Origin of the sequence: Nocardioides thalensis (assembly GCF_013410655.1) — a bacterium.
Classification (GTDB): Bacteria; Actinomycetota; Actinomycetes; order Propionibacteriales; family Nocardioidaceae; genus Nocardioides; species Nocardioides thalensis.
Window position 1 is genome coordinate 1,355,826 of record NZ_JACCFP010000001.1, and the last position, 16,260, is coordinate 1,372,085.

A 16,260-nucleotide genomic window follows, 5' to 3' on the forward strand; every position below is an offset into this window, starting at 1 on the left:
GCGGACGATGGCCGGGGAGATGGTGGCGGCGCGGCCGGAGACCCGGCGTGCCCGGGCGATCCGGTGGTACGCCACGCGTCCCTCGGCCCGCCTGCTCAAGCTGGTGCTCGGGCTCGCCGTGGTGGTCGTCGCAGTGCTGGTGTCGTCGCTCGTCGGGCCCGCCGGACTGCACGTCCGCGGCGTGCTCCTCGAGCTCGTCGACGCGCTGCCGCTGGTGCGCGCCGACTCCGGTCTCAGCGAGATGCAGCAGGCGATCCTCTGGGAGATCCGGCTGCCGCGCGTGGTCCTCGCGGTGCTCGTCGGCGCCACGCTGGCGCTGGCGGGCACCGCGTACCAGGGCGTGTTCCGCAACCCGCTCGCCGACCCCTACCTGCTCGGCGTCTCCAGCGGCGCCGGACTCGGCGCGACGCTCGGCATCGTCGCCGGCGGCGCGATCGGTCCGGTGGGCGTGCCACCGCTCGCGTTCGCCGGCGGCGTGCTGGGGGTCGCGGCGACGTACCTGCTGGGCACCTCGGTCGGCGGCCGCGGCGGCACGGTCGTGATCGTGCTGGCGGGCGTCGCCGTCTCCGCATTCTTCAACGCCGTGCAGAACTTCATCCAGCAGCGGTACGACGACTCGCTGATGGCCGTCTACTCCTGGATGCTCGGCCGACTGTCCACCGACGGCTGGGCCGAGGTGGTGGTCGCGCTGCCCTACGTGGTGGTCTCCTGCGCGGTGATCCTCGTGCACCGCCGCACCCTGGACGTGATGGCCGTCGGCGACGTCGAGGCGGCCAGCCTCGGCGTCAACCCCGGCCGGGTGCGGCTGGTGCTGATCCTCGCCGCGACCCTGGGCACCGCGGCCGCGGTGAGCGTCAGCGGGCTGATCGGCTTCGTCGGCATCGTCGTCCCGCACGCCGTGCGGCTGCTGTTCGGCGCCGCCCACCACACGCTGCTGCCGCTGGCGATGATGTACGGCGCCGCGTTCCTCGTGCTCGCCGACGTCGTTGCCCGCTCCGCCCTGCAACCGGCCGAGGTGCCGATCGGCGTGGTCACCGCCGTCGTCGGCGCGCCGTTCTTCCTCGTCGTGCTGCGCCGGCACCGGGGTGCGGCATGAGCGGCAGGGTCGAGCCCGTGATCTCCTGCCGCGGCGTCAGCGTGACGCGCGGCGGAGCCGAGGTCGTGGCGGGGGTCGACCTCGCGGTCGAGCCCGGCGACTGGGTCGCGGTCGTGGGCCCCAACGGCGCGGGCAAGACGTCGCTCCTCCTTGCCGTGGCCGGCCTGCTCCGGGCGACCGGCGAGATCACCGTGGGTGGGCTCGACCCCGCCCACGCGCACCGCCGCGAGATGGCCCGGACGGTGGCGCTGATGCCGCAACGGCCCGTCGTGCCGGAAGGCATCTCGGTGCGCGAGCTCGTCGCGCTCGGCCGCACGCCGCGCCGTGGCCGGTTCGGCTCCGAGAGCCTAGGCGACCGCGAGGCGGTCGACCGCACCCTGCACCGGCTCGAGCTGGAGGAACTTGCCGACCGCCCGGCGACGGCCGTGTCCGGCGGCGAGCTCCAGCGGGTGGTCCTCGGCCGGGCGCTCGTGCAAGAGCCGCGGGTGCTGCTGCTCGACGAGCCCACCAGTGCCCTGGACATCGGTCACCAGCAGAGCGTTCTCGATCTGGTCAACCGGTTGCGACTCGCCGACGGCCTCACGGTCGTCGCGGCGATGCACGACCTGACGCTGGCCGGCCACTACGGCCGGCGGATCCTGCTGATGCACCGCGGCCGCGTGGTCGCGGACGGTGCACCCGAGGAGGTGCTGGAGCCCGCCCGTCTCGCCGAGGTGTACGGCGCTCGCGTGGAGGTCCTCCGCCGCGAGGACGGGCCGGCGGTGCTGCCGGTGCGGACTCCGTCGTGAGCGTGCTGGCGGCGGTGGCTCTCGACGCCGGCTTCGCCGAGCCGCCCGTGGGCGCGCACCCGGTGGTGTGGACCGGGCGCTACCTGGACCTGGTGGCGCAACGCGTGCCCGCGGCGCCTCCCGGCCGGGCGCTGGCCACCGGCGGCCTCGCCTGGCTGGGTGGCGCGTCGGTCGCCGTGGCCACCGCGGTGGTGGTCGAGCGCTGCGCCGCCCGCCGCGGTCGCGTCGCGGGCGCGATGCTACGGGGCGTCGCGCTCTGGCCGCTGATCTCCGGCCGGATGCTGCTCGCCGAGGTGCGGGCCGTGGGCGCGGCCGTCGACCGCGACCCGGCCGCGGGCCGGGAGGCACTCGGGCGCATCGTCAGTCGCGACACCGACGGGCTCACGCCTGAGGAGGTCCGCGGCGCGGCCCTCGGGTCCCTCGCAGAGAACCTGTCGGACTCCCTCGTCGCGCCCCTCGCCTGGTACGCCGTCGGCGGCCTGCCCGCCGCAGCCCTCTACCGCTTCGCCAACACCGCCGACGCGTGCTGGGGCTATCGCAGCCCGCGCTGGGAGCACGCCGGCAGGGTGGCGGCCCGCGCCGACGACCTCCTGAACCTGGTGCCCGCGCGACTGACAGCGGCGCTGCTCGTCGGTCCCTCCCGCTGGCGCAGGCTGCGGCGCGAAGCGCGCCGTACCTCCTCGCCCAACGCGGGGTGGCCGATGGCTGCGCTGGCGCTGCGCCTCGACGTACGCCTGACCAAGCGCGGCCACTACGCGCTCAACGCGGACGCGCGCGACCCGAGGCCCGGCGACGTCGCCGCCGGGCTCCGGGCCGCTCGCCGCGCCGCCACCGCCGCGGCCGTGGTCGCCATCGCCGCCGACGTCCTCACCCGCCCACCCCGACAAGGAGCCTCATGAGCGCCACCCAGGAACCCAGCGTCTGCCGCCCGCAACCCCAGCGCGAGCGGAGGGACGTGCCGTCGCTGGTGCTGGTCAACACCGGCGACGGCAAGGGCAAGTCGACCGCCGCGTTCGGCACGATCATGCGCGCGGTCGCGCGTGAGTGGCCCGTCGGCGTCGTTCAGTTCATGAAGTCGGGCAAGTGGCGCGTCGGCGAGGAGGCGGTCGCCCGCAAGCTCGGCGTGGACTGGTGGACGATCGGCGACGGCTTCACCTGGGAGTCCGACGACCTCGACCGGTCGGCGGGCACCGCGCGCGAGGCCTGGGCGGCGGCGGCGGAGAAGCTCGCGTCCGGGGACTACCGCCTGCTGGTCCTCGACGAGATCACCTACCCGATCAACTACGGGTGGATCGCCGGGGACGCGGTGTGGCAGGCGATCCGCGAGCGGGCGGAGCACACGACGGTGTTCTGCACCGGGCGCAACGCCCCGCAGCCGCTGATCGACCTCGCGGACACGGTCACCGAGATGCGGAAGGTCAAGCACGCCTACGAGTCCGGCGTCCGCGCGCGCCGCGGCATCGACTACTGAGCATGGACCCGCTCCTCGACCACGGCGATCGGCAGGTGCCGCCCGGAGCCGTCGACCTCGCGGTCAACGTGCTCGCCGCGACGCCGCCCTGGTTGAAGGAGGCGCTGGCTCGGGTCGACCTGACCGCCTATCCCGACCAGGGCGCCGCGCTCGACGCGATCGCGGCGCGGCACGTCGCAACACCCGACGAGTGCCTGGTGCTGCACGGCGCGGCAGAGGCGTTCTGGCTGCTCGCCCTCGTGCTGCGGCCGCGGCTGGCCGCGTGCGTGCATCCTTCGTTCACCGCGCCCGAGGCCGCGTTGCGCGCGGCCGGCGTCGAGGTACACCGCGTCGTGCGCGACCCGGACGACGGCTTCGGGCTCGATCCCGCGGCGGTCCCGGACGACGCGGACCTGGTCGTGCTCGGCCGTCCCGACAATCCGACCGGCCGTCTCGAGCCGGTCGACGTGGTCGCGGCGCTCTGCCGCCCCGGTCGCGTGGTCGTCGTGGACGAAGCGTTCGCCGACTTCCTGCCCGACGCCGGCGGGCTGCACGGCGCGCGGTTGCCGGGCGTCGTGTGCATCCGGAGCCTGACCAAGCTCTGGGGACTCGCCGGCCTCCGGGTCGGCTACCTGCTCGGCGACCGCGCGCTGGTCGCGCGCCTCGCCGCCGCGCGCCAGCCCTGGCCCGCGAGCACGCCGGCGCTCCGGGCCGTCGAGCTGGTCTGCGCGGCCGAGGCCGAGCGGCGCGAGCGCGCTGCCTTGGTATCCGCTGCGCGTGCCGAGCTGCTCGCCTCGCTCGACGCGATGCCGGTGCGGACGTGGGCATCACCGGCCAACTTCGCGCTGCTACGCACGCCGTACGCCGACCTCCGCGAGCGGTTGCTGCGCCACGGCGTGGCGGTGCGGAAGGGGCACACGTTCCCGGGGCTGGACCGGACCTACGTGCGGATCGCCGTACCCACCGAGCGCGAGCCGCGCGATCGGTTCCTCGAGGCTCTGGCTACCGAGCTCGTCTCGGCTGGCTAGCCTGCGGGCATGCGTTTCCACCACGTCCAGCTGTCGTGCGCGGCCGGGGGAGAGGACGAGGGCCGGCGGTTCTTCGTCGACGGCCTCGGCTTCGCGGAGATCCCGAAGCCGGCCGAGCTCGCCAAGCGCGGCGGCGCGTGGTTCCGGCACCCGGGCGGCGCCGAGATCCATCTCGGGATCGACGAGCCCGCGCAGGGGCGGAAGGCCCATCCCGGCCTCGAGGTCGAAACCACGGCCGAGCTCGAGCGCCTGGCCGCCCACCTTGAGGCGCTGGGCTACGGCGTCGACTGGTCGCAGCGGCACAACGCCGAGACCTTCGAGCGTTTCCACACGCATGACCCGTTCGGGAACCGGATCGAGGTCCTGCACGTGCTCGAGGTGGACTGACCAGCACATGCCTGTGTCCCCGCCGATGGTGGGGTCGGCGGGGGTGCGGGGCGTGGTCGCTACTCGTCGGGCGGGTCGGTCGGCTTGGCAGGCCCGGGGCAGGGCTGGGTGTCGAGGGCGTAGGTGCCGCCGGGGGTGACCAGCCACTGGTGCCCGGTGCGGCCGCGCCAGTGGTAGACGCCGGGGGCGAGGACCCGATACGCCCAGCCGGCCCTGTGTGTTTTCGACCGGTGGTGGCCGCGGCAGACCGGCGCCAGGTTGCACGGACAGGTCACGCCGCCCTTGGTATGGGGGATGGCGTGGTCCAGGTCGCAGGCCTCGGCGGGACGATTGCAGTGCGGGTACACGCAGGTCTGGTCGCGGAGCAGGACTTGGCGGGCTTGGCGTTCGGCGATCTCATAAGCGCCGGTGGGTTCGTGGCCGGCGACGTCGAGGACGGGCCGGACGATGATGGTGCCCGCCGCAGCGCACCATTCGCGGACCTGCTCCGCGGTGACCGGGGGGTTGCCGGTGGTTGAGGTGCGAGGCCGCCCGCGGCCGAGCCTCGAAACCTCCGGCCTCAGCGGGATGGCGGGTCGGGGTGGTCGGCCTCGGCGTCGCGGCGTTGTACAGCGGAGCGGCGGGACAGCGCTGGGAGCTGGTGCCACTCGCCGTTGATGAGGGCTTGTCGTTTGCGGCGGTTCCAGCCCTGGATCTGTTTCTCGAAGGCGTAAGCATCCTCGATGCGGTCGAACCAGCCGCTCCACACCAACACCACTGGGCGTCGCGATCGCGTGTAGGCCGCGCCGAGGTCGTCGTCGTGGTTGTGCTGCCATATCCGTGCGTCGAGATCGACGGTGCTGCCGGCGTAGTAGGTGCCGTCAGCGCACTCGAGCAGATAGGCCCAGGGCATCGACCTGTGGCCTCAGTAGGGGCCGGAGGTTTCGAGGCTCGGCCGCGGGCGGCCTCGCACCTCAACCACCGGCCCGTCGGCGAACCGAGCCAGGTGCTGATCCACGAACCCCACGGCGTCGGGGTTCAGGTCGCGGGTGCAGGCGGCGATCCGCAGGCCCTTCCACACCGGGACGTGTCCGTCCAAGACGCGGGCCCAGACCTGGGGGAGGCGGTGGGAGAGCTCTACGACCTGCCCGACGTAGTTGCGGACCGAGTCGATGCCGCGGGAGAGGATGGCGTCGAGCTCGAGGACGGCGAAGTCGGAGATCAACGGCGCACCCTCACCCGCTAACGGCAGCCCGGTGTCCAAGCCACGTTCGGTGAGGGTGGAGGCGTCCTCCGGGACTTCGACGGTGTGCTGCATTGCCCATTCGGCGATGTCGCGGACCTCGCCGAGCTGCTGGTCGGTGATGATCCTCCGGCGCTGCGCGATCCCTTTCAGCAGTTCGTCGGCGCGGGAGAGCGGGGCCTCGGTCAACGGCACGCCGACCGCGCCGGCCGCGGGTGCGGCCGGGAGGTCGAAGAAAGGCGCCATCCCGAGATCCATAACCCGTATTGAACTACCGAGGACCGACACAACCAGACGCCGGAAACCCGCCTGTGGACAGGGAATTCTCGATCCCGGCGTGTGGACGGGAAGTGGGTCTCGATACGCCCTCGCCTAGCGGCTCGGGCTACTCGACCACCCTGGAGACGGCCGCCGGCCTCAACCACCAACTGCCCGTGTCCGTCATGACTGCAACCACAGAACGACGACCGCAGGCGGCCCGAAACCCACGCAGTAGAGCAACCAAGCACCGCGCCCGAAGCGGCGAGCAGCCACACTGTCCGATATTTCCGACGAAGGTCGACCCGGCGAGGCTCTACTCTTCACCGATGGCGACGAACCGCATCATCGGCCTCCTCGTGGCCGGCCTGGCCATCCAGGTCGTCTGCTGCATCGTCGCCGTCCTGGCGGCGCCGCGGACCGACTACGAGGCGACCGGCCCGGTGGAGAGCGGCGACCAGACCGTCATGCTCGTCGGCATCCTCGGTTTCGGGCTCGGCGGCGTGCTGTCGTTGATCGCCGTGATCGCGCTCGGGGTGATGCTGGGCATGCAGGCGCACGCGGGGCGCGCGTAGCACCGAGGGCGTAGCTCCCTAGTCGAACGGGCGGTCCTCGCCCTGGCGCAGCGTGCTGTTGAAGAAGCCGTCGTTGGCGTTGGGGAGCGGATGGTCCTTGCCGCTTCGGGTGATCCGCGCGGCGAGCCAGAAGAGGCCACCGAGGATGAGCACCCCGACCGCGAGCGTGATCACCAGGTCCATGGGCAGATCCTATGCATGACCGTCGCTAGGGGTCGAGGACCAGGATCCGGTCGTCGTCCGGCCCCGGCACGCCCCGGCCGTCGTTGTTGCTGGTGGTGAGCCACAGCGTGCCGTCGGGCGCGACCTCGACGGTGCGGAGCCGGCCCAGCTCGCCAGTGAGGAACGCCGTCGGCTCCGACGCGTTGGCGCCGTCGACCGTGATCCGCCACAGCCGCTCGCCGCGCAGCGCCGCCATCCAGAGATAGCCGCCGGCGTAGGCAAGGCCGGCCGGCGACGCCTCGTCGACGCTCCAGGTCAGCTGCGGGTCGACGTACCCCTGCTGCGTCCCGCCCTCGCCCTCGACGTCAGGCCAGCCGTAGTCGTCGCCCTTGCGGATCAGGTTGAGCTCGTCGAACGCGTCCTGCCCGAACTCCGAGGCCCAGAGCCGATCGGCGTCGTCGAACGCGAGGCCCTCGATGTTGCGGTGGCCCCACGACCAGACCTCGGTGCCGAACGGGTTGCCAGGCGCAGCGTCGCCGTCCGGGGTGATCCGCAGGATCTTGCCGGCGTACGACGACCGGTCGCGCGCGAGCGACGACTCGCCGGTCTCGCCGGTGGAGACGTAGAGCATCCCGTCGGGCCCGAACGCCAGCCGGCCGCCGTCGTGGATGAACCCGTTGGGGATGCCGGTCAGGATCGGCTCGGGAGCGCCGAGCTCGTCGCCGTCGAGGGTGGCGCGCACGACCCGGTTGTCGTCGGCAGTGCAGACGTAGAAGTAGACGAGACGGTCGTCCGCGAAGTCGGGGGAGACCGCCACGCCGAGCAGGCCTGCCTCGCCCTCGGCGACGACCTCCGGGATCGTGCCCGCCTCGACCACCGCGCCGGGCGCGTCGCCGCGGGGCGGGTCGATGAGCAGCACCCGTGCGGTGTCGCGCTCGGTGACGATCGCTCGCCCGCCGGGCAGGAAGTCCAGGCCCCACGGGGTGTCGAGTCCGGTCGCGGCGGTCGCGACCACGTCGGGCGCGCCGTCGGGACGGACGGACGGCCGCTCGCTCGACGGATCGGACGGACTGCCGGAGCCGGTCGCGGTCGCCGACGTCCGGGTGGGCGACGGCCGGTCCGCCTCCGGGTCGTCGTCGGCGCCGCAGGCAGCAACGACGAGGCCGAGCGCGAGCAATGCCGCCGCGGGCGCCGTACGGCGGAAGATCACCCGGCGTCCTCGAGCACGTAGAGCTGCTCGATGAAGTCCAGCAGGAGCCCGTGCACCCGCTCGGGCTGCTCGAGCTGGATGAAGTGCGATCCGCGCAGCTCGATGTAGTCGGCGTCGCGGAGCCGCTCGGCCGCGGTCGCCATGTCGCGCGCGCCCGCGAGGACGTCGTACGTCGCCGCCACGAACCGGGCGGGCGCCTCGATGCCGCTCAGCGACACGCGTGCGTGCTTGGACGTGCCGAGGGCGAGGTGGGCGTACCACTGCACGGGCGTGGTCAGGAACTCCTTGATCCCCACCGCCGCCTGCACCGGGTCGGCGACCGGGAACATGAAGCCGGTGTGGCTGATCAGGTTGATCGTCCGCGGCCCGATGGGCAGCCGGGTCGTGATCGGGGTGACGGCCCAGCCGCCGAGCTGGGCGGCACGACACCCGGTGATCGTCAGCAGTCGGGCCACCGGGTGCGGCAGGTGGAACGGCGCGAGCATCGTCCGGAACGTATCGCCGGGGACGCCGCAGACCGCGAACAGGCCACGCACCCGCTCCGGGTTGCGCGTCGCCAGCTCGAACATCGTGTTCACGCCCATCGACCAGCCCATCAGCACCGCCCGGTCGATGCCGAAGTGGTCCATCACGGACAGGCCGTCCTCGACGAAGTGCTCGATCTCGACGTGTCGCTTGTCGGCGGGCCGCTCGGACCCGCCGACGCCACGGTGGTTCCACGAGACCACGCGCACGCCGCAGTCGGGGTCGAGCAGCGCGGGCCAGAGGTAGGGGTTGGTGCCGAGCCCGTTGCACAGCACGACCGTGGGTCCGTCGATCACGCCCTCGGGATCGTTGGTCCAGGCCCGCAGGTAGGTGCCGTCGTCGGACAGGATGTCGCGGTAGCCCACCTGCTCGGACAGGTCGCTCGGCGTCGTCGCAGGGCGGGGCGCGGGGACTGACATGACGTCGATTGTGCCGGAGTACGCCGGCTCGGCCCGCCAACTGTGCCCGTTCGGCCCGCCAACTGTGCCCGTTCGGCCCGCCAACTGTGCCGGTTCGGCCCGCCAACCGTGCCGGTTCGTCAGTCGGGGGCGGGGGCGGCGACGGGGGTGGTGGTGGCGCGGGTGGCGCCGATCGAGGCGGCGACGACGCACGCGATCGCCGTCCACTGCAGCACGCCGAGCTCCTCGGACACCACGACGAGGCCCGCGAGCGCGGCCGCGGCGGGCTCGAGGCTCATCAGCACGCCGACGAGGGCGGGCTTCAGGCGGCGGAGGGCGACGAGCTCGCAGCTGTAGGGGATGACGGAGCTGAGCAGCCCGACGGCTGCGCCGATCAGCAGGATCCGGCCGTCGAGGAGGTCGGTGCCGTCGGTCGTCAGCAGCGCCGGAGTGACCAGGGCGACCGCGACCAGGCTGGCGAGGGCGAGGCCGTCGAAGCCCTCCCACCGCTGGCCCGTGCGGGCGCTGAGCAGGATGTAGCCCGCCCAGCCGGCGCCCGCGACCAGTGCGAAGGCCACGCCGACCAGGTCCAGCTCGGCGCGCTCGACGCCGAGGAGCGCGACGCCGAGCGCGGCGAGCGCGACCCACGCCAGGTCGCGCGGCCGCCGGAAGCCGAAGGCAGCGATCAGGAGCGGCCCGATGAACTCGATCGTGACCGCGATGCCGATCGGGATCCGCGAGAACGACTGGTAGATCGCCCAGTTCATCGTGCCCAGGCAGACGCCGAAGCCGAGCACCGTCAGCCAGTCGAGCCGGTCGCGCCCCCGCACCCGCGGGCGCGCCCAGACGAGGAGCACGAGCGTGCTGGTCGCGAGGCGCAGCCACACGATCGCCGACGGCGGGATCTCGTCGAAGAGCGTCTTCGCGATGCCCGCGCCCAGCTGCACCGACGCGATCCCGATGAGGACCAGCACCACCGATTCGAGGTGGACCGATGACTTCTGGGGTGGCACTGGGTCACTCTAGGGAGAGGGCGGGAGCCTGCCCGCACGCAGGCCCTGCTGACGACGGGAAAGGGTGGTGCTCGATGGGCACGGTCTTGTTGGTCGGGACCCGCAAGGGACAGTGGATCGGCCGGTCCGACGACCGGCGCGAGGAGTGGACCTTCACCGGTCCCCACCACAACATGGAGGAGGTCTACTCCGGCCTCGTCGACAACCGCGGCGGCGGGACTCCGCGGATCTTCGCCGGCGCATCGTCCATGTGGCTGGGCCCGCAGGTGCGGTGGTCCGACGACTTCGGCGAGACCTGGCAGGAGACCGCGGGCGGGGGCGTGAAGTTCCCCGAGGGCGCCGACGCCACGGTCGAGCGCGTCTGGCAGTTGATGCCCGGCGCCGTCGACGGCGTGGTCTGGGCCGGCACCGAGCCCGGAGCGGTCTGGAAGTCCGAGGACGGCGGCGAGACCTTCGCGCTCGAGCAGGGGCTCTGGGACCACCCGCAGCGCCCCGAGTGGGGCGAGGGTTTCGGCGGGCAGGCGTTCCACACCGTGCTGCCGCACCCGACCGACCCGGCGTCGGTGACCGCCGCGATCTCGACCGGAGGCGTCTACCGCACGACCGACGGCGGCATGTCGTGGGAGCCGCGCAACCAGGGCATCCGGGCCGACTTCCTGCCCGAGGAGCAGCGCTACCCCGAGTTCGGGCAGTGCGTCCACAAGGTGACCCGGCACCCGAGCCGCCCCGAGCGGCTCTACGCCCAAAACCACGGCGGTGTCTACCGCTCCGACGACGAGGGCGGCTCGTGGGCCGACATCGGCGCCGGGCTCCCGAGCGACTTCGGCTTCCCGATCGTGGTCCACCCGCACAAGCCGGACACGATCTACGTCTTCCCGCTGGCCGGGGGCGACGGCCGCTTCCCGCCCGACGCCAAGCCGTTGGTCTGGCGCTCCGACGACGCGGGCGAGTCCTGGACGCCGTACGGCGAGGGGCTGCCGGAGTCCTTCTACGTCGCGGTCATGCGCGACGCGATGTGCGCCGACGACCACGACCCGGCGGGGCTCTACCTCGGAGCCCGCAACGGCACCGTGTGGGCGTCGGCCGACGAGGGCGTCACCTGGCGGAACATCGTCGCCGACCTCCCCGACGTGATGTCGGTGAAGGTCGGCACCTACGAGGGCTAGCAAGGGTCGCACCCCGCGAGCGGCCGCCCCACATCGGCCGCCCGCGGGGGCGAGTCACTTGGCGACGACGAGACCGTCGATCGCGACCTTCCGGCCGTCGGCGCTGACCACGGTCAGCTTCAGCTTCCCGCTGCGGATCTTGCCGAACTTCGCCAGCGTGAGGAGCTTCTGCTTGCCGGTGCCCTTGAGCGCGAAGGTCCCCAGCAGCTGGCCGCTGAACGTCGCCCGGAGAGTGCCACCCTTCGGCGCCCGCTGCACCACCAGCGCGAGGCGCTTGGCCCGGATACCGCCGCGGGTGAGGACGGCTCCCTTCTGGTCGGTGCGGGTGACCGTGCCGAGGTAGTGGCCGGCCTCCTTCTGTCGCTTCCAGACGTTGCCGCCGACCAGCGAGGTGTCGTCGAGCGGGAGCGTCGTGCACCGCTCGGGCGTCCGGGCGCTGGTGTTGTTGGCAGCGTCCTTGGCCTGGACCGCGAGGCAGTACGTCGTGCCGGGGTCACCGGAGAAGTCCACGGGTGACCCGGTGGCCTGCTGCAGGACGGCGGGCTCCGTGAAGGCGGTTTTGTTCCACGCCGCCTCCCGGCCGATGATCGTCGCACCGCTGATCGCGGTGAGCGAGTCGGTGGCGGTCCAGCTGACCGGGAACGTCGTGACGAGCTGCTGCGCGCCCTGCGGGCCGGTGAGCTCGACCTGCGGCCCGGCGGTGTCGAAGAACCGCGCGTAGACCTTGTCGCCGGCCTTGTAGCCGACCATCACCGCGTTGCCCTCGGTGTCGACGTCGACCGCGTTGTGCTGCCCGAAGCCGTTGCCGGTCGTGATCGAGTCGAAGAGCTGCGGCCCGGTGCGGAAGCTGGTCATGACCTTGCCCGACCCATGGTGCTGGATCAGCCGGAGCCCGTGGTCGCTCAGGCGTGGGGTCGGCTCCGCCGCCTCGTCGAGCGTGCCCGGCAGCAGGACCGAGGTGCCCGGGCCGGCGTTGTTGGCCGCGGTCGCGTAGCGGACGGACTTGGTGCCGTTCTTGAACGCCGCCCAGGTGAAGAGGGCGGCCCCGTCGGCGTCGATCGCGACCTTGGGATCGCTCGCGCTCTCGTCGGCAGGGGACAGGAAGCCCTCGGCCTTCGTGACGTTGCCGTCCGCATGCACCCGGCTGGTCTGGATCCGGTAGGTCCCGTCGTCCACGGCGCTCCAGACGACCTGCGCCGTGCCGTTGTCGCTCATCGCGACGTCGACGGACGACGCCAGGTTGCCGTCGGCACCCGCGTTCTGCGAGAGCTCCCAGCCCTGGCCCGGGGTGCGGACGTACACGTCGACGATGTCGTCGATGAGGCCGGTGTACTGAGCAGCGATGACCGCCTCGCCGGCGGCGTTGACGTCGAGCGACGGGTTCCACGAGTCGGCGGCGGAGAGCACCTTCGGCTCGCCCGGCGCCTGGCCCTCGGCCCACTCGACGACGACCAGCTGGTGGTCGACGTCGCCGCCGCTGACTGCCGTCGTCGCGATCACGCGGCCGTTGCCGGCGACCCCGATGTCGGGGAGACCGTCGACGGGGAGGTCGTCGCCGACGAGGGTCTGCGGCGCCGACCAGCTGCCCGGCGTGAGCTGGCGGCTCGCGCGCAGCTTGTTCTTGTCGTTGATCGACTGCACCCAGGCGACGACCGTGTCGCCGGCGCCGTTGCTCGACAGCTGGAGGCCGGTCGCCACGGTGTCGGCGACGACGGTGTGGTGGGTCCAGGTGCCGTGGTTGGCGGTGGCGACGTGGACGTCGCCGCCGATGATCGCCGCGGCGACGGCGTCGCCGGGTCCGGTGGACGCGACGGTGAGGTCGGTGGCGACACCGGCAGGGAACGGGACCGGCTTGAGCGGCTGCCAGGCGTCGGCCTGTGCGGGGGTCGCCGGGAGGCCGAGGGTGACGGCTCCGGTGATCGCCGCGAGGGCGGCAGTACCGAGAATCTGCGTGCGCATGGGTGGGGCCTTTCGGGAGGTTCGGGATCGGTGTCCCCAACGCTGCCCGCGGCGGCTGCGCCGTACATCCGAGCGCGCCACGCATCCAAGGGCGACGGCTACGTAACCAACACCGAGCCAACCTCCTGCGCCGGTCTAGTCAACGGACTAGCCTCCGACCGTGCGCTGCCCCGTCCTCGTGTCCCGCAACGAGGAGCTCACCCGGCTCCGCGACGCCCTCGCCCTGCCTGCGGCTGGCCGCGGCGGCGTCTGGGTGGTGCGGGGGGAGCCGGGCGTGGGCAAGTCCCGGCTGGCGGGGGAGCTGCTCGAGGAGGCGCGTGCTGGCGGGCTCGCCGTCCTCGCCGGCAGGGCGGTGCGGGCCGCGACCCCGGTGCCGCTGCGGCCCCTCGGCGAGGCCCTGCTCGCGTGGTTGCGCGGCGGCGCCGTACCCGACGACCCGGCGCTCGCGCCGTTCCTCCCGGCTCTCGGCCGGCTGGCGCCCCAGCTCCGCACGACGGCCGACGACGGAGAGCCGTCGGTCGTGCTGATCGGAGAGGCGCTGCTGCGGCTCGCGACGGCGATCGGCGGGCGCGGCACGCTGCTGATGATCGAGGACCTGCACTGGGCCGACCCGGAGACGCTCAACGTGCTCCAGTACGTCGCCGACAACATCCGCGACGTGCCGCTCGTCGTCGTCGCGACCACCCGGCCGCACGACGTCGCCGCGGTCACCGAGCTGGTCGCCGACCTCCATGCCCGCGGCGCGCTCGAGGTCGTCGACCTCGAGCCGATGGCCGACGACGACGTGACCGCGATGCTGCGCGCATGCCTGGACGGCGAGCCGCCCGCCGAGGTCGCCGACCTGGTGCGGCGCTACGCGGCGGGCTTCCCGCTCTTCGTCGAGGAGCTGCTGGCCGACCTCCGCGACAGCGGAGCGCTGGTACGCCGCGACGACACCTGGGTGGCGGGGGAGCAGCCCGAGCTCGTCGTCCCGCGCTCGTTCGCGCGTTCGGTCGCCGGCCGCCTCGAGGCGGTGAGCCCGGCGGCGCGGGACGTGCTGGAGGCCGCGGCGATGCTCGGCACCGAGTTCGACTGGACCATCGTCGGCGCCGCGCTCGGCCTCGACGGCCGCGGCCTCTCCGCCGCGATGCGCGAGCTGCGGGACCAGCGGTTCGTCGTACCCGCGCCGCCCGACGGGTTCGCGTTCCGGCACGCGCTGACGCGCGAGGCGGTGCTGGAGTCGGTGCTGCCGCCCGACCGGGTGCGGCTGGCGGGAGTGCTCGCCGAGGCGATCGCGGGCACGGTCGGCGACACCTCCACCGACGGCGTCGTCGGTGCTGCCGACGACGAGGCGCACCAGCAGCTGGCCGAGCTCTTCGAGGCGGCGGGCGAGGACGTCCGCGCCGCGACCCACTGGCTCGCCGCGGGCCGCGCGGCGACCGAGCGCGGCGCCCTCGTCAGCGCCGGCGAGGCGCTCGCCCGCGCGGCGGACCTCGTCCCTGCCGACCACCCGACCGCCGTCGAGGTGCGCGAGGCGCAGGTCGGCGTGCACGCGCTGGCGGGTGACGCCCAGGCCGCGCTCGAGGTGGCCGAGCCGCTCGTCGAACAGCTGACCGGGAGCGCCAGCGACCCGGCGCGGCTCGCCGAGCTGCAGCTGCGCCTGGTGCGGATCCTCGTCGCCGCCGGGCGCTGGGACGAGGCCGAGGAGCGCCTCGCCGGATGCGCCGACCACGACCCGGCGCTGGGTCACGTGCTGGCCGCCCGGATCGCGCTCGGCCGGCTCGACGACGACCTCGCCGGGGAGCGCGCCCGCGCGGCGCTCGCCGCCGTCGGCGAGGACCGCCCCGAGATCGCGTGCGAGGCGTGGGAGGTGCTCGGCCGCGCGCTGCGCGGCCACGACGTGGTCGCGTCGGAGGAGGCCTTCGAGGAGGGCTTCCGGATCGCGGACAGGCATGGCCTGCTGCTGTGGCGGGCGCGCAACCTCGCCCAGCTCGGCTCCCTCGACATCATCCGGCGCCGCCCGACCGACGACCGGCTGCTGGCTGCCCGTGCGGCGCTGCTGGAGATCGGCGCCGTCCCGGCCGCGGCGCGGGTGGAGTTCGACATCGCGCTCGTCCGGATCCGGCTGATGGACGTCGCCGACGCGTTGGCCCGCCTGGACCGGGCGGTCGCGATCATGCGGCGGCTGCGGCAGGCCGAGCTCGCCATCACCATCGTGCTCCGCGCGCACGCGCACGGGCTGCTCGGTGACACCGACGCGATGGAGGCCGACCTCGCCGAGGGCCTCGCGCTGGGCGCCGACGACCCGCTGGTGGAGATGTCGGTCGCCGGCCACGTGCGGGCGCCGGTCGCGCTCGCCCGGGGGAGGTACGACGAGGCGCACGCGCACTTCGCGGCGGCCGACGAGGTGCTGCGGCGCCATCCCGGGCTGCCGTTCTCGTTGCGCGGGCTCTACGCGCTGGTCGACACGGTGCTGCACGACGGCGAGGCCGTGCGGGCCGAGGTGCGGGCGTGGCCGCAGGTGCACGCGCCCTTCAACTGGTTCGCGCTCGGAGCGGCCGACGCCGTCGCCGCCGGCCGGGCCGGTGATGCCGCCACCGCCGAGCAGACGTTCGCCGACGCCGCCGGTGCGATGCCCGGCGACGAGCCCTGGCACGAGCTGTGCGTCTGGGCGTTGGTCGCTCGTGCCGCCGCTGCCGACCGCTGGGGCGAGCCGGAGCGCTGGTTCCGCCGGGCGCTCGACGGCTTCGTCGACCTCGGCCTCACCGAGGCCGCCTCGGCGACCCGCGTAGCGATGCGGGAGGCCGGCTTCGCCGTACCCCGTCGGGCGGCGGGAGGAGACCGGGTGCCCGCGGCGCTCCAACAGCTCGGAGTCACCGCACGGGAGTACGACGTCCTGCGCCTCGTCGTCGAGGGCCGCACCAACAAGGAGATCGCCGACCGGCTGTTCCTCTCCGTCCGCACGGTGGAGACCCACGTCGCCCGGCTGCTCCAGCGCACCGGCGCCGCCGACCGTGGCGGCCTGGGCGCGTTCGCCGGGTGAC

Annotated in this window: 17 protein-coding genes; 9 read left to right on the forward strand and 8 right to left on the reverse strand. The window is 73.5% G+C overall.

The genetic code is table 11. From position 1 onward, the window contains the following. Window positions 1–7 precede the first annotated feature (7 nt). Genes HNR19_RS06705 through HNR19_RS06730 form a run of 6 tightly spaced genes read left to right on the forward strand, consistent with a single transcriptional unit; the run spans window position 8 to window position 4,749 of the window. The gene (locus tag HNR19_RS06705; protein WP_218910173.1) at window positions 8–1,096 is read left to right on the forward strand and encodes a FecCD family ABC transporter permease; all 1,089 of its coding nucleotides are present in this window, start codon (window positions 8–10) and stop codon (window positions 1,094–1,096) included. Further along, the gene (locus HNR19_RS06710) at window positions 1,093–1,884 is read left to right on the forward strand and encodes an ABC transporter ATP-binding protein (RefSeq protein WP_179667188.1); all 792 of its coding nucleotides are present in this window, start codon (window positions 1,093–1,095) and stop codon (window positions 1,882–1,884) included. Before HNR19_RS06705 ends, HNR19_RS06710 begins: the two co-directional genes overlap by 4 nt. Next, window positions 1,881–2,783, forward strand: a complete 903-nt coding sequence (locus tag HNR19_RS06715; protein WP_179667189.1) for a cobalamin biosynthesis protein — start codon at window positions 1,881–1,883, stop codon at window positions 2,781–2,783. The genes HNR19_RS06710 and HNR19_RS06715 overlap by 4 nt, the downstream gene beginning before the upstream one ends. Beyond that, window positions 2,780–3,355 (forward strand): cob(I)yrinic acid a,c-diamide adenosyltransferase, encoded by a 576-nt coding sequence (cobO, locus tag HNR19_RS06720; RefSeq protein WP_179667190.1) that lies wholly within the window; start codon window positions 2,780–2,782, stop codon window positions 3,353–3,355. The genes HNR19_RS06715 and cobO overlap by 4 nt, the downstream gene beginning before the upstream one ends. 2 nt (window positions 3,356–3,357) lie before the next feature. Then, a complete protein-coding gene (gene cobC / locus HNR19_RS06725; protein WP_179667191.1) occupies window positions 3,358–4,362 on the forward strand; it encodes an Rv2231c family histidinol phosphate aminotransferase CobC in 1,005 nt (334 codons plus the stop codon). Window positions 4,363–4,371: 9 nt separating this feature from the next. Then, entirely contained in the window at window positions 4,372–4,749 is a 378-nt protein-coding gene (locus HNR19_RS06730; protein WP_179667192.1) for a VOC family protein, read from the forward strand. Window positions 4,750–4,808: 59 nt separating this feature from the next. On the opposite strand, the gene HNR19_RS06735 is transcribed toward HNR19_RS06730, so the two are convergent. The 3 genes from HNR19_RS06735 to HNR19_RS06745 all read right to left on the reverse strand — a co-directional run bounded on the left by HNR19_RS06735 (window position 4,809) and on the right by HNR19_RS06745 (window position 6,217). Then, a complete protein-coding gene (locus tag HNR19_RS06735; protein ID WP_179667193.1) occupies window positions 4,809–5,024 on the reverse strand; it encodes a hypothetical protein in 216 nt (71 codons plus the stop codon). A 284-nt stretch (window positions 5,025–5,308) separates the two neighbouring features. Next, window positions 5,309–5,641: a GIY-YIG nuclease family protein gene (locus HNR19_RS06740; protein WP_179667194.1), complete on the reverse strand. Its 333-nt coding sequence runs from the start codon at window positions 5,639–5,641 to the stop codon at window positions 5,309–5,311. Between the two features lie 12 nt (window positions 5,642–5,653). Then, window positions 5,654–6,217, reverse strand: coding sequence for a hypothetical protein (locus HNR19_RS06745; RefSeq protein WP_179667195.1), 564 nt, complete (start codon window positions 6,215–6,217; stop codon window positions 5,654–5,656). A 341-nt stretch (window positions 6,218–6,558) separates the two neighbouring features. Between HNR19_RS06745 and HNR19_RS06750 the strand changes: the two genes are divergently transcribed. Beyond that, window positions 6,559–6,804, forward strand: a complete 246-nt coding sequence (locus HNR19_RS06750; RefSeq protein ID WP_179667196.1) for a hypothetical protein — start codon at window positions 6,559–6,561, stop codon at window positions 6,802–6,804. An 18-nt stretch (window positions 6,805–6,822) separates the two neighbouring features. On the opposite strand, the gene HNR19_RS06755 is transcribed toward HNR19_RS06750, so the two are convergent. From HNR19_RS06755 to HNR19_RS06770, 4 genes are all read right to left on the reverse strand, one after another. Beyond that, window positions 6,823–6,987: a hypothetical protein gene (locus HNR19_RS06755; RefSeq protein WP_179667197.1), complete on the reverse strand. Its 165-nt coding sequence runs from the start codon at window positions 6,985–6,987 to the stop codon at window positions 6,823–6,825. Window positions 6,988–7,012: 25 nt separating this feature from the next. Further along, window positions 7,013–8,176 carry a PQQ-dependent sugar dehydrogenase gene (locus HNR19_RS06760; protein WP_343047086.1) on the reverse strand — a complete coding sequence of 388 codons (1,164 nt, stop codon included), beginning with the start codon at window positions 8,174–8,176 and terminating at the stop codon, window positions 7,013–7,015. Further along, window positions 8,173–9,120: an alpha/beta fold hydrolase gene (locus tag HNR19_RS06765; protein WP_179667198.1), complete on the reverse strand. Its 948-nt coding sequence runs from the start codon at window positions 9,118–9,120 to the stop codon at window positions 8,173–8,175. Before HNR19_RS06765 ends, HNR19_RS06760 begins: the two co-directional genes overlap by 4 nt. Window positions 9,121–9,239: 119 nt before the next feature. Then, complete coding sequence (locus HNR19_RS06770; protein WP_343047087.1) at window positions 9,240–10,112, reverse strand: EamA family transporter; 873 nt, start codon at window positions 10,110–10,112, stop codon at window positions 9,240–9,242. A 74-nt stretch (window positions 10,113–10,186) separates the two neighbouring features. Here HNR19_RS06770 and HNR19_RS06775 point away from each other — a divergent pair, with 74 nt between their 5' ends. Beyond that, on the forward strand, window positions 10,187–11,278 hold the full coding sequence (locus HNR19_RS06775; protein ID WP_179667199.1) for a WD40/YVTN/BNR-like repeat-containing protein: 1,092 nt from the start codon (window positions 10,187–10,189) through the stop codon (window positions 11,276–11,278). Between the two features lie 54 nt (window positions 11,279–11,332). Here the strand turns inward: HNR19_RS06775 and HNR19_RS06780 are convergent, their stop codons facing one another. Beyond that, the gene (locus HNR19_RS06780) at window positions 11,333–13,237 is read right to left on the reverse strand and encodes a fibronectin type III domain-containing protein (RefSeq protein WP_179667200.1); all 1,905 of its coding nucleotides are present in this window, start codon (window positions 13,235–13,237) and stop codon (window positions 11,333–11,335) included. A gap of 160 nt (window positions 13,238–13,397) precedes the next feature. Between HNR19_RS06780 and HNR19_RS23455 the strand changes: the two genes are divergently transcribed. After that, complete coding sequence (locus HNR19_RS23455; protein ID WP_179667201.1) at window positions 13,398–16,259, forward strand: AAA family ATPase; 2,862 nt, start codon at window positions 13,398–13,400, stop codon at window positions 16,257–16,259. Window position 16,260 lies beyond the last annotated feature (1 nt).

What these genes read in the sequence shown, in the direction of transcription:
- HNR19_RS06745 (WP_179667195.1), bottom strand. Translation starts at nt 6,217, where the DNA reads ATGGCGCCTTTCTTCGACCTCCCGGCCGCACCCGCGGCCGGCGCGGTC.
- HNR19_RS06780 (WP_179667200.1), bottom strand. Translation starts at nt 13,237, where the DNA reads ATGCGCACGCAGATTCTCGGTACTGCCGCCCTCGCGGCGATCACCGGA.
- HNR19_RS06705 (WP_218910173.1), top strand. Translation starts at nt 8, where the DNA reads ATGGCCGGGGAGATGGTGGCGGCGCGGCCGGAGACCCGGCGTGCCCGG.
- HNR19_RS06740 (WP_179667194.1), bottom strand. Translation starts at nt 5,641, where the DNA reads ATGCCCTGGGCCTATCTGCTCGAGTGCGCTGACGGCACCTACTACGCC.
- cobC (WP_179667191.1), top strand. Translation starts at nt 3,358, where the DNA reads ATGGACCCGCTCCTCGACCACGGCGATCGGCAGGTGCCGCCCGGAGCC.
- HNR19_RS06775 (WP_179667199.1), top strand. Translation starts at nt 10,187, where the DNA reads ATGGGCACGGTCTTGTTGGTCGGGACCCGCAAGGGACAGTGGATCGGC.
- HNR19_RS06765 (WP_179667198.1), bottom strand. Translation starts at nt 9,120, where the DNA reads ATGTCAGTCCCCGCGCCCCGCCCTGCGACGACGCCGAGCGACCTGTCC.
- cobO (WP_179667190.1), top strand. Translation starts at nt 2,780, where the DNA reads ATGAGCGCCACCCAGGAACCCAGCGTCTGCCGCCCGCAACCCCAGCGC.
- HNR19_RS06755 (WP_179667197.1), bottom strand. Translation starts at nt 6,987, where the DNA reads ATGGACCTGGTGATCACGCTCGCGGTCGGGGTGCTCATCCTCGGTGGC.
- HNR19_RS06730 (WP_179667192.1), top strand. Translation starts at nt 4,372, where the DNA reads ATGCGTTTCCACCACGTCCAGCTGTCGTGCGCGGCCGGGGGAGAGGAC.
- HNR19_RS06750 (WP_179667196.1), top strand. Translation starts at nt 6,559, where the DNA reads ATGGCGACGAACCGCATCATCGGCCTCCTCGTGGCCGGCCTGGCCATC.
- HNR19_RS06710 (WP_179667188.1), top strand. Translation starts at nt 1,093, where the DNA reads ATGAGCGGCAGGGTCGAGCCCGTGATCTCCTGCCGCGGCGTCAGCGTG.